We start from the raw sequence: 11,928 nt of genomic DNA, 5'->3' as shown, positions 1-11,928 counted from the left end.
AGCGCATCCTGACCGACCACTTCCGCATCGACGGTCGCGGCATCACCGACATCCGGTCGCTCTCGGCCGAGGTCGCGCTGATCCCGCGTGCGCACGGCAGCGCGCTGTTCGAGCGTGGCGAGACCCAGATCATGGGCGTCACCACCCTCGACATGGTCAAGATGGCCCAGCAGATCGACTCGCTGGGACCCGAGACGTCCAAGCGGTACATGCACCACTACAACTTCCCGCCGTACTCGACCGGTGAGACCGGCCGTGTCGGTTCGCCCAAGCGTCGCGAGATCGGCCACGGAGCGCTCGCCGAGCGTGCGCTCATGCCGGTCCTGCCCAGCGTCGAGGAGTTCCCGTACGCGATCCGTCAGGTCTCCGAGGCGTTGAGCTCCAACGGTTCGACCTCGATGGGTTCGGTGTGTGCCTCGACGATGTCGCTGCTCAACGCCGGTGTGCCGCTCAAGGCCCCCGTCGCGGGCATCGCCATGGGCCTGGTGTCCGACGAGGTCGACGGTGAGACCCGCTACGTCGCACTGACCGACATCCTCGGCGCCGAGGACGCCTTCGGCGACATGGACTTCAAGGTCGCAGGCACCAAGGACTTCGTGACCGCCCTGCAGCTCGACACCAAGCTCGACGGAATCCCGTCGGCCGTGCTGGCCGGTGCGCTCGCGCAGGCCAAGGACGCCCGGACCACCATCCTCGAGGTGATGGCCGAGGCGATCGACGAGCCCGACGAGATGAGCCCCTTCGCTCCTCGCGTCACCACCGTCAAGGTGCCGATCGACAAGATCGGTGAGCTGATCGGGCCCAAGGGCAAGAACATCAACGCCATCACCGAGGAGACCGGCGCCAACATCTCCATCGAGGACGACGGCACCGTGTTCGTCGGCGCCACCGATGGTGTCAAGGCGCAGGCCGCGATCGACCGCATCAACGCGATCGCGAACCCGCAGCTGCCCAAGGTCGGCGAGCGGTTCCTCGGAACCGTCGTCAAGACAACGGCATTCGGCGCGTTCGTCTCGCTGCTGCCGGGCCGCGACGGTCTGGTCCACATCTCCAAGCTGGGCCAGGGCAAGCGCGTCAACAAGGTCGAGGACGTGGTCAACGTCGGCAGCAAGCTCCGTGTGGAGATCGCCGACATCGACGACCGCGGCAAGATCAGCCTCGTGCCGGTCGCCGACACCGAGTCCGACGACGCGGCTGCGGCCACGGTCGACGCGTAACCGCGCGGGTAACGAACACACTGAGTAAGAACTCCGTACGCACGCAGCCCACCGGGACCCCGGACGCCGTCAGGCGATCGGTTCTCCCCGGTGGGCTGCGTGTCGTCACCGAGCAGGTACCCGGCGTCCGGTCGGTCTCGGTCGGCCTGTGGGTCGGCGTCGGTTCCCGCGACGAGAAGCCGTCGGTGGCCGGTGCCGCGCATTTCCTCGAACACCTGTTGTTCAAGGCGACCCCGACCCGCACCGCCGCATCGATCGCGCAGGACATGGACGCCGTCGGTGGTGAGCTGAACGCCTTCACCTCGAAAGAACACACCTGCTTCTACGCGCACGTGCTCGACGAGCACGCCGACATGGCGATCGACATGCTCGCCGACGTCGTGTTGCGTGGGCGGTGTGCGACCTCCGACGTCGACACCGAACGCGATGTCGTGCTCGAGGAGATCGCGATGCGCGACGACGATCACGAGGACCTGCTCGCCGACGCGTTCATGACGGCGATGTTCGGCGATCATCCCATCGGCCGACCGGTCATCGGTTCGGCCGAGTCGATCACCGCCATGTCGCGCAGGCAGATCCACTCGTTCCACACGCGGCGGTACACACCGGACACGATGGTGCTCGCCGTGGCGGGCAACATCACCCACGCGGCGGTGCTCGCGCAGGTGCGCGCCTCGTTCGGTGCCCATCTGCGTCAGGGCACCCCGGCCGCCGGCGTCCGCGCCTCGGGCACCGCGCCCCGATCGAGGGCCGGACTCGAGTTCATCCACCGTGACACCGAACAGACCCACCTGCTGTTCGGGATGCCTAGCCCGGGCGTCGGCCACCCCGACCGCTTCGCGCTGTCGGTGCTCAACGCGGCCATCGGCGGAGGTCTGAGTTCCCGTCTGTTCCAACAGATCCGGGAGGAACGCGGCCTCGCGTACTCGGTCTACTCGTCGGTCGACAGTTTCAGTGACGTGGGCACGTTCTCGGTCTACGCGGGCTGTTCACCCGATCGCGTCGCCGACGTCGCCGACGTCGCGATGGGGATCCTGGGTGACGTCGCCGAGAACGGGATCAGCGACGCCGAATGCGCGCGCGCTCAGGGGGCGCTGCGCGGTTCGCTGCTCCTGGGACTCGAGGACACCCAGTCCCGGATGCACCGACTGGGTAGTGCCGAACTCGACTTCGGTCGACGTCGGCCGGTGAGTCGCTCGCTGTCGCAGATCGAGGCGGTCCGCCCGGCTCAGGTCCGCGCTGTCGCACGTCGAGTGCTGGGGCAACGCCCCGCGGTGGCGGTGGTGGGCCCGTACCGACGCGCTCGCGACCTGCCGCGGTCGGTACGGGGCCTCACCGGGGTCTGATCGCCCCGTCAGTTCGCGCCTGCGGTGTGCTCGCGTTCCTTGTCGGCCCACACCGCGTCCAGCTTGCCGCCGGTGTGCTCGTTGACCTGGCCGCGGATCGCGTACCAGCCGCCGATCAGGACGGCGGCGATCAGCGGGATGCCGACGACCACGACGTAGAAGTCGACCCTGCCGCCCTCGGAGTCCAGCCAGCCGGATATTGCGAGTGCGATGATCACCGCCACCAGGAAGACCAGCCCGAAGACACTGGTGTACGGATACCCCGGGGCCTGGAACTTGGCCTTCGGGATGATGCCCTTGTTCACCAGGGATCTCAGTTTCAGCTGACACGCGAAGATCGTTCCCCAGGTGAACACGACGCCGATCGACGACGCCTCCAGCGCGATGTCGAAGGCACGTCCCGGCACGAGCACGTTGAGCACGATGCCGAGCAGGTAGACGACCGTGGTCATCGCGATGCCCGCCCACGGCACGCCGCCCTTGCTCATCGACGTGGTGAACTTGGGTGCCTGCTTGCTCATCCCGAGGCTGCGCAACACGCGGCCGGTGGAGTACAGACCGGAGTTGAGGCTCGACAGTGCGGCGACGATGAGGACGATCTGGATGACATCGGCCATCCACGCGAACCCCAGTTTGTCGAAGACCGTGACGAACGGACTGGTCCCGGAGGTGTACGACGCCGTCGGGAGTATCGCGCACAGCAGCAGGATCGATCCGATGTAGAAGACGGCGATGCGGAAGATGACCGCGTTGACCGCACGCGGGACCTCTGTGTCGGGGTCCTCCATCTCGCCGGCCGCGACACCGACCATCTCGATGGAGGCGTAGGCGAAGACGACGCCGGACATCACCAGGATCGGGCCGTACCAGTTGTAGGCGCCGCTGGTCGGCCAGAACCCCCCGGGGTTGTCCCAGAGGTTGGAGAAGCCGGCCTGTGAGTCGCCGACGTGGACCGCTGCGAGCACGACCACGAGTCCGACGACCAGGAACAGCACGATCGCACCGACCTTGAGGATCGACGCCCAGAACTCGAACTCGCCGAATGCCTTGGCGCTGAGCAGGTTGACGGCCAACACCACGACGAGTGCGATGAGCGCGGACAACCAGTTCGGCATCGACTCGAACTTGTTGTGCACGTACACACCGACCGCGGAGAGTTCGGCGATACCGGTCAGTGCCCAGTTCAGCCAGTACATCCAGCCGGTCACGTAGGCGGCCTTCTCGCCGAAGAACTCACGCATGTAGGAGACGAACGCTCCGCTGGTGGAGCGGTGCAGGACCAGTTCGCCGAGAGCACGCATCAGGAAGTAGGCGACCAATCCGGCGATCGCGTAGCTCACCAGCAGGGCGGGGCCGTTGGCGACGAGTCGGGAGGAGGAACCGAGGAACAGGCCGGTGCCGATGGCGCCACCGATGGCGATCATCTGCACCTGACGGCGTCCGAGTGATTGCTTGTAGCCGACCTGTTCGGCGTCGAACTGCGAAGTGTCCGGTGGTGCTGTCATGTCTGCCTCCGTCACCGGATGAATCCCGGTTGTTCGTGATCGGTGTCCGGATCCCGCAGACGCCACGGTGTTCGAGCCTGCCCGGAGTTGGTCAGTATCACTACCCGACGTTTCCGACGTATTACCGGTGACGGCAGGTGTATTGCGCAAACCGGCATTCCGGACAGGCCGTGCATCGGTGCCTGCCTGGCGCCGGTGGCGACGACTTGCGAAGATGATCCGATGAACCGGGTTGCAGAGTTCCTCGGGCTCCATCCGCCGTTCGACGCGCTCGGTGCCGACGAGCTCGATCGCCTTGCCGCACAGGCGAGCATCACCGAGTACGCGGCCGGGATGGAGATCTTCGACGGCTTCCGCCGACCCGTCGACGATCTCGCCGTGGTGATGTCCGGTGAGGTGGGCCTGTGGAACCTGCCCGACCATCTCGACTCCGACCCCGACGAGACCCTCGGCGTGGGCGGTGTGTTCGGCTACTTCTCGATCCTCACCCGCGCGGCCAAGGGACCTCGGGCCGCAGCCATCGGCCCGGTGACGCTGTGTCGGATCCCCAGCGACGCGGTGCACGCGGTGTTCTCCAGCATGGCCGGCGCCCGTTTCCTGGCCGGCAAGTTGCAGTTGCCGAGGCGTCGTGAGGCCGCCTCGCCGCGCGGCGGCACCGTCGACGAGCTGATCCGCACTGCTCCGGTCGTCGGCACCGACGACATGACCGTGGCGCAGGCGGCCCGGTTGATGACCGAACGCAACCGCGACTACGTCGTGATCCCGCGTGCCGATCACACTTTCGGCGTCCTGACCGATGCCGACATCCGGTCGCGTGTTGTGGCCGCCGGTGAGCAGCCCGACATCCCGGTGGCCCACGTGATGACCCCGCGAGCGCGCACGATCGTCACCGGGACACCTGCGGCGGATGCGCTGATGCAGATCCTCGAACACGACCTGACCTGTCTGCCGGTGGTCGATCCCGCGGGTCGTCTGCTCGGAGCCGTCGGCCCGGGGGATTTCATCTCGGCCCCCGGCGGGGCGAGCGTCTCGTTGCGCAACCAGATCGGCCGGGCGAACTCGCGCACGGCGCTCTATGAGCAGGCCCAGCGGATGCCATTCGTCGTCGCCGACCTGGTCCGGCGGGGGCAGCCGTCGCACGAGGTGACCGCGGTGCTGTCGCTGGTGCACGACGCCGTCGTCCGGCGGGCCCTGGAGTTGGCGTTGGCCGACCACCCGGAACTCGACGGGGACAAGCTGACCTGGTTGTCGTTGGGGAGCAACGCCCGTCGTGAGGCGGTGCTCAGTTCCGACGTCGACAGTGCGGTCGCGTTCGACGAGTCGATCGCCGATCGCGACGAGATCGCCCGATATCTGGTCGCGTTCGCCGAGGTGGACGACATCCTGCGCGGGTGCGGCCTGCGGATCGACGCCAACGGCGCAATCGCATCGTCGGCGCTGTTCGCGCGGACGCATGCGCAGTGGCGGGCCGCGGCGGCGGAGTGGTTACGTAATCCGTTGGAGAACAAGGGCATGATCATGACCTCGCTGATGCTCGACGGGCGTCCGATCTGGGGTGATCGGGGGCTGTCGGGTGTCGCCGAGGTCTTCGGCGACCTGCGGTCACACCCGGGGACGCTGCGTCTGCTGCTGGCGGAGTCGTTGTCCACCAAGGCCCGCATCCGTTCCATGCGCGACGTGCTCGCGCGTCGGGGTGGGACCTTCGACATCAAGGCGCACGCGCTCACCCCGCTGGTCAACATCGCGCGGTGGGCGTCGTTGAGTGTCGAGTCCCTCGAACTCGACACCCGCTCACGGCTGCGGGTGGCGGCGGGCAGCCCGATGCTGACCGAGGACAACGCGCGGGTGCTCATCGAGGTCTTCGACGTGCTGCAGAAGATCCGGATCGACTATCAGGTGGCGCAGCTCGACCAGCGTGAGGCCGCGGGCGACATCCTCACGATGCGACGTCTCTCGCCACTCGATCGGAGTCTGGTGGCCCAGGGTGTGCGGGAGGTGTCGGCCATCCAGCGGCGGATGACCAACCTGTCGCACTACACGCCGGTCGCGGAGTAGTCGCCGGCGGACATGACGCGAGCCCTCACCGACGTGGGGGCGGTGAGGGCTCGCGGGCGTCTCGGGGAGGCGAGTGCCTCAGTGCACCGGCGACGTCCCCAACGGAATGTCCAGTGCGGCCGCGACGGTGGGGCACAGCAGCTCACCGGCATGGGTGCTGAGCCCGGCCGCGAGGCTGGGGTCGGCAGCGCACGCGGCCGCAAAGCCCTTGTCGGCCAACGCGACGACGTAGGGCAGCGTCGCGCCGGTGAGGGCGGAGGTGGAGGTCCGGGCGACCGACCCGGGCATGTTCGCGACGCAGTAGAACACCGAGTCGTGCACGGTGAAGATCGGGTCGTCGTGCGTGGTGGGACGCGAGTCCTCGAAGCAACCGCCCTGGTCGATCGCGATGTCGACGAGGACCGAGCCCGGCTTCATCTGCGCGACCAGGTTGTTGGAGACGACGATCGGGGCCTTCGCGCCGGGGACCAACACCGCGCCGATGACGAGGTCGGCGCGCTTGACGGCCTCCTCGAGCGCGAGGGCGGTGCTGTAGCGGGTGTGTACCCGACCGCCGAAACGGGCGTCGATGGCCCGGAGCTTGGTGATGTCGAGGTCGAAGACGGTGACCTGCGCGCCCATGCCCATCGCGATGGTCGCGGCGTTGACGCCGCTGACGCCGCCACCGATGACCACGACGTCGGCGGGCTCGGTGCCGGGGACGCCGCCCATCAGGACGCCGCGACCGCCGGCCGACCGCATCAGGTGGTAGGCGCCGACCTGCGGGGCCAGCCGTCCGGCGACCTCGCTCATCGGTGCGAGCAGTGGCAGCGAACGATCGGGCGCCTGGACGGTCTCGTAGGCGATCGAGGTGATGCCGGACGCGAGGAGGGCGTCGGTGCACGCGCGGCTGGCGGCGAGGTGCAGGTAGGTGAAGAGCGTCTGCCCGTCGCGCATCCGGTGGTACTCGTCGGCGATCGGCTCCTTGACCTTGAGCACGAGGTCGGCCTGCTGCCACACCTCATCGGCGGTGGACAGGATCTGCGCGCCGGCGGCCTTGAAGTCGTTGTCCTCGATGGACGAGCCGAGGCCGGCCCCGGCCTCGATGACGACCTCGTGACCGCGACGGCTCAGTTCGGAGACGCCTGCGGGGGTGATGGCGACCCGGAACTCGTTGTTCTTGATCTCGCGGGGGATACCGATGCGCATGACACGTCCAATCGTGGTCGTCGGGTGGGCTCGTCGATGGTCCAAGCGTGAACACCATTCGGCAGGTCCGCAAGATGGATGAAGATAATTCTCTCGCTAGGTGGCTTCTCGACTTTTGTTCGAGATAAAGTGGCCCGATGACCACTGAGTCGAAGATCGTTCGGACCCCGCCGGCGTCGTCTGGGCTCGACGACATCGATGCCGCGCTGCTCCGTCTCCTGCAGACCGACGCCCGGATGCCCAACCGTGAGCTGGCCGACCGTGTCGGCATCGCGGCCTCGACGTGTCACGGGCGGGTTCGGCGCCTCATCGATCTCGGCGTCATCCGTGGTTTCTTCGCCGACATCGACCCGGCCACGGTCGGTCGGACGCTGCGCGCCATGGTCGCGGTCAGTCTGCAGTCGGACGCGCGCGGGCAGATCCGGCACTTCGTCGGCCAGATCGGCGTCCGTGACGAGATCATCGACGTGTTCTTCCTCGCGGGCACCGACGATTACCTGCTGCACGTCGCGGTGGCCGACACCGAGGAGCTCCGGGGGTTCGTCGAGATGCTCAACGCGCGTCCCGAGGTCGCGGGGACGACGACGTCACTGGTGTTCGAGCACGTCCGGGGTTCGGCCCCGATCTACTGAGACCGGCTCACGCCTGCGTTGTCGCTCCGGACGCGGCACATGCCGCGCGCTCACGGGAGAAGGCAGCGTCCATCGCCTTGCGTGCGCGCATGAACGTGCGGGGGCTGTCGACCGCTGCGACGGCCACCGGGTCGCCGGGGTCGCCGAACACGGCGACGAAGCAGTCCTGCGCGACATCGCCTTCGATGACGGTGGGGGACAGGCCGACCGGGATCTCACCGCAGACCTGGATTCGGTGCCCGTACTGGTCGCTCCAGAAGTAGCGGGACCGCATCGCAGGCGCGGGTAGGCCCATGATCCGGTGGGCAGCCCGACGTCCCTGATCGACCGCGGCGCTCCAGTGTTGATGTCGCACATGCAGTCCGGTGCGCACGTCGAGCGGTCGGGCGCAGTCACCGATGGCGTAGACATCGGGCATCGAGGTCGCGCCGTCGGCGTCGGCGACGAACCCGTCGTCGATCGCGATACCCGACTCCGCCGCCCACTCGGTGTTCGGGACCGAGCCGATGCCGATGATCACGAGGTCGGCGGGCAGTTCCGTGCCGTCGCCCAGGGTCACCGACTCGACGTGGTCGTCGCCGTCGAGGGTGTCGACCGCGGCTCCGGTGATCAGGTCGACCCCGGCCCGGCTGTGCAGTGTCGTGGCCCACCGGGCGATGTCCGGGCCCAGGGCGTTCGCCGCCGGAACGGCGGCCGCCTCGACGATGGTGACGTGCTTGCCCAGAGTCACTGCGGTCGAGGCTATCTCGGCTCCGATGAAGCCCGCACCGATGATCACGACGGTGCGCGCGGTGGTGAGGCCGGCACGGATGGCACGGGTGTCGTCGACCGTGCGCAGCACGTGCACACCGTCGAGGTGGTCACCGATCAACGACCGTGGTCGGGCTCCGGTGGCGACGATCAGCTGATCGGCCGCGGGGAGATCGAGGCCGGGGGAGGTGTGTACGAGGTATCCGTCGGCGGTCGACTCCAGGCCCTGCGCTCGGACCCCGAGGCGCCAGGAGAAGCTCTGGTCCTCGCCGTCGGTCAGCAGGCCTGTGGCCCCCGCGTGTGGAGCGGTCGCCGACCCGACGGTCTCATCGGTGAGCGCTTCCTTCGACAGCGGTGGACGGTCATAGGGGAACCATGGCTCCTCGCCGATCAGCGTGATCGGGGCGTCCGAACCGAGCGACCGGAGCTCACGGGCTGCGGTGAGGCCGGCGAGCGATGCGCCGACGATGGTGATCACGCGGCATCGGTGGCGTCCCGCTCGGCGGTGTTCGAGAAGGATTCACCTCGGGCGAGCAGCACGTAGACCAGTCCGTCGACCACCGACACCGGGTGGGTGGCGACCGCGCGGGTCGCGGGCGGTCCCTGGGGGATCCCGGTGCGCAGGTCGAAGCAGGTCTCGTGCAGCGGGCACTCGATGGCACAGTTCTCGACCCACCCGTCCGACAGCGAGGTGTCCTGGTGGGTGCAGGTGTCGTCGATGGCGAACACACCGTCGTCGGTGCGCACCACGGTGATGGCGGGGTGGTGCTCGGGTGCGCAGCGCACCGGGGTGTCGAGCTCCATCTCGGACAGGACCGAGACGTAGTAGGACGTCGTGTCGGACAGTGTGGTCATGGGATCACCTCGGAAGAGAACGGACGTCGTCGAGTCGCGCCGCGTCGTTGCGTTCAGTGCAACACTGTGCGACTTGCGCAACAGAGTGACATTCGCGATCGGTCACGTCAAGCCCGCGTGGCGCTTAGCCGACGCAACGGTTGCGGGGAACTAAGGTGAATGGAATATGGACATCAACGACAACGTGACCGAGGAGCGACCCGACGGCGGTCGCGCGCGGACCGCGTCCATCCAGTCCGTCGACCGCGCGCTCGAGGTCCTCGAGATCCTGGCCCGACACGGTGAGGGCGGCGTCTCCGACATCGCCGACACCCTCGGGGTCCACAAGTCGACGATCTCGCGGCTGGTCTCGGTCCTGGAGCGTCGCGGTTTCGTCGAGCAGGTCGCCGATCGCGGCAAGTATCGGCTCGGTTTCACCATCGTGCGTCTGGCCGGAGCCACCATGGCGACCCGTGACCTCGCACGGGAGAGCCGCGACATCTGCCAGCCGCTGGCCGACGAGGTCGGCGAGACGGTCAATCTGGCCGTTCTCGACAACGGTCGGGCCGTCAACGTGACCGAGGCCAGCGGTTCGGCCGGTATCGGGCTGCGGACCTGGGTCGGTCAGAGCTGTCCGGCACACGCCACCTCCAGTGGCAAGGTGTTGCTCGCCGGCCTGCCCAAGGACGACCTCGAGCCGTACGTCGCCGTCCCGCTGGAACGCTTCACCGACGACACGATCACCGAGCCGGACCTGGTGCGCGCGGAACTCGACGACATCCGCGGGCGCGGATGGGCGTTGGCCCGCCAGGAACTCGAAGAGGGTCTCAACGCCATCGCGGCACCGGTGCGCGACCAGACCGGTGAGGTCATCGCCGCGCTGAGCGTGTCCGGCCCGACCTTCCGACTCGACGACGACCGCATGGGCGAACTCGTCGGTCGCGTCACCGATGCCGCCGACCGCATCAGCATGCGTCTGGGCCACTCCGGCTGACCCGCTCCCACGCCCCGCACTCCTCGAACACGCCTCTCGTCGCGCTCTCGCGCGCGCCGAGTTGACTCGGCGCGCCTGACGTCCCACGATGTGTTGCACATGCGACATCACGTTGCACAAAGCGCAACAACGTCAGGAGCGGCGGATGACCCACCCGCGCGTCGTGATCATCGGTGCCGGAATCGTCGGCACCTCCCTCGCCGACGAACTGGCCCTGCGCGGCTGGACCGAGGTCACCGTGGTCGATCGAGGACCGCTGCCCGCCACCGGCGGGTCGAGTTCACACGCCCCGGGCCTGGTCTTCGCGACCAATGCCTGCGAGACCCTGTCGGGTTTCGCGCAGTACACGATCGACAAGCTGATCTCGCTGTCCACCCCGGATCGCCTGTGCTTCAACCAGGTCGGCGGTCTCGAGGTCGCCGCGACGCAGGCCCGGATGGACGATCTGCACCGCAAGGCGGGGTGGGCCCGCTCGTGGGGTGTCGCCGCCGAGGTCGTCGATGCGCATCGCTGCGCGCAGCTGCATCCCCTGCTCGATCCGTCGCGGATCCTGGGCGGACTGCACACCCCGCACGACGGACTCGCCGACGCGCAGGCGACGGTGGATGCGCAGCGTGCGCGGGCGACGGCGGCGGGGGTGCGATTCCGCGGCAACGAACAGGTCCTGGCGATCGAGACCAGCGGCGACCATGTGACCGGGGTCCGTACCGCGGCCGAGACCCTGCCCGCCGACATCGTCGTGTCCTGCGCCGGCTTCTGGGGTGTCGAGGTCGGGGCGATGGTGGATCTCGCCGTACCCCTGGTGGCGATGGGCCACCAGTACGTCACGACCGGCGCCGTCGGCGCCATGGACGCGCACGTCGACGAGCGACCGGGCAAGGCCGCGGCGGCGTTGCCGATCCTGCGCCACCAGGACTCCGATCTCTACTACCGCCAGCACGGCGACCGGATCGGTATCGGCTACTACGGCCACCGTGCGATGCCCGTCGCCATGGACGACCTCTACCGCGACACGGCCGGACAACCGATGCCCTCGATGCTCCCGTTCACCCCGGACGACTTCGACCCGGCGTGGGCGGAGTCGACAAGGCTGCTGCCCGCGCTCGCGGACACCGCTGTCGCCGAGGGGTTCAACGGGATCTTCTCGTTCACCCCGGACGGCAGTCCGCTGCTGGGCGCCCATCCCGGACTCGACGGGTTCTGGATCGCCGAGGCGGTCTGGGTCACGCAGTCCGCCGGCGTCGGCGCCACGATGGCCGAGTGGATCACCACCGGGACGCCCGACGTCGACGTGTCCGGCTGTGACATCACCCGGTTCACCGCCCGTGAGGTCGAACGCGAGCACGTCGACGTGCTCAGTGCGCGTGCCTTCGACGAGGTGTACGACATCGTGCATCCACGCCAACA

General features: G+C 68.2%; 10 protein-coding genes. 6 read left to right on the top strand and 4 right to left on the bottom strand.

Annotation, left to right across the window (positions count from 1 at the left end; translation table 11 throughout):
• Both JHC79_RS20960 and JHC79_RS20955 read left to right on the top strand, forming a co-directional pair.
• Window positions 1-1,217: polyribonucleotide nucleotidyltransferase (locus JHC79_RS20960; protein ID WP_296394479.1), on the top strand; the 1,217-nt coding region annotated here is incomplete at its 5' end.
• A gap of 20 nt (window positions 1,218-1,237) precedes the next feature.
• Entirely contained in the window at window positions 1,238-2,563 is a 1,326-nt protein-coding gene (locus JHC79_RS20955; RefSeq protein ID WP_296394484.1) for a pitrilysin family protein, read from the top strand.
• Between the two features lie 8 nt (window positions 2,564-2,571).
• Here JHC79_RS20955 and JHC79_RS20950 read toward each other — a convergent pair whose 3' ends face one another.
• The gene (locus JHC79_RS20950; RefSeq protein WP_296394477.1) at window positions 2,572-4,068 is read right to left on the bottom strand and encodes an amino acid permease; all 1,497 of its coding nucleotides are present in this window, start codon (window positions 4,066-4,068) and stop codon (window positions 2,572-2,574) included.
• Between the two features lie 579 nt (window positions 4,069-4,647).
• Here JHC79_RS20950 and JHC79_RS20945 point away from each other — a divergent pair.
• A complete protein-coding gene (locus tag JHC79_RS20945; protein ID WP_296394482.1) occupies window positions 4,648-6,123 on the top strand; it encodes a DUF294 nucleotidyltransferase-like domain-containing protein in 1,476 nt (491 codons plus the stop codon).
• Window positions 6,124-6,201: 78 nt separating this feature from the next.
• Here the strand turns inward: JHC79_RS20945 and ald are convergent, their stop codons facing one another.
• Window positions 6,202-7,311 carry an alanine dehydrogenase gene (gene ald, locus JHC79_RS20940; protein WP_296394475.1) on the bottom strand — a complete coding sequence of 370 codons (1,110 nt, stop codon included), beginning with the start codon at window positions 7,309-7,311 and terminating at the stop codon, window positions 6,202-6,204.
• Window positions 7,312-7,448: 137 nt separating this feature from the next.
• On the opposite strand from ald, the gene JHC79_RS20935 reads away from it, so the two are divergent.
• Window positions 7,449-7,943, top strand: coding sequence for an Lrp/AsnC family transcriptional regulator (locus JHC79_RS20935; RefSeq protein ID WP_188492228.1), 495 nt, complete (start codon window positions 7,449-7,451; stop codon window positions 7,941-7,943).
• A gap of 7 nt (window positions 7,944-7,950) precedes the next feature.
• Here JHC79_RS20935 and JHC79_RS20930 read toward each other — a convergent pair whose 3' ends face one another.
• Both JHC79_RS20930 and JHC79_RS20925 read right to left on the bottom strand, forming a co-directional pair.
• Window positions 7,951-9,171, bottom strand: coding sequence for an NAD(P)/FAD-dependent oxidoreductase (locus JHC79_RS20930; RefSeq protein ID WP_296394471.1), 1,221 nt, complete (start codon window positions 9,169-9,171; stop codon window positions 7,951-7,953).
• Window positions 9,168-9,548: a bifunctional 3-phenylpropionate/cinnamic acid dioxygenase ferredoxin subunit gene (locus JHC79_RS20925; protein WP_366783151.1), complete on the bottom strand. Its 381-nt coding sequence runs from the start codon at window positions 9,546-9,548 to the stop codon at window positions 9,168-9,170. The genes JHC79_RS20930 and JHC79_RS20925 overlap by 4 nt, the downstream gene beginning before the upstream one ends.
• Before the next feature lie 166 nt (window positions 9,549-9,714).
• On the opposite strand from JHC79_RS20925, the gene JHC79_RS20920 reads away from it, so the two are divergent.
• Together JHC79_RS20920 and JHC79_RS20915 are read left to right on the top strand one after the other, a co-directional pair.
• Complete coding sequence (locus JHC79_RS20920) at window positions 9,715-10,521, top strand: IclR family transcriptional regulator (protein WP_296394469.1); 807 nt, start codon at window positions 9,715-9,717, stop codon at window positions 10,519-10,521.
• 145 nt (window positions 10,522-10,666) lie between these two features.
• Window positions 10,667-11,928 (top strand): FAD-dependent oxidoreductase (locus tag JHC79_RS20915; protein ID WP_296394467.1); only part of this gene is annotated, 1,262 nt, incomplete at its 3' end.

Source organism: Williamsia sp. (assembly GCF_016462415.1).
Classification (GTDB): domain Bacteria; phylum Actinomycetota; class Actinomycetes; order Mycobacteriales; family Mycobacteriaceae; genus Williamsia_A.
This window is presented reverse-complemented; position numbering and strand designations above follow the sequence as displayed.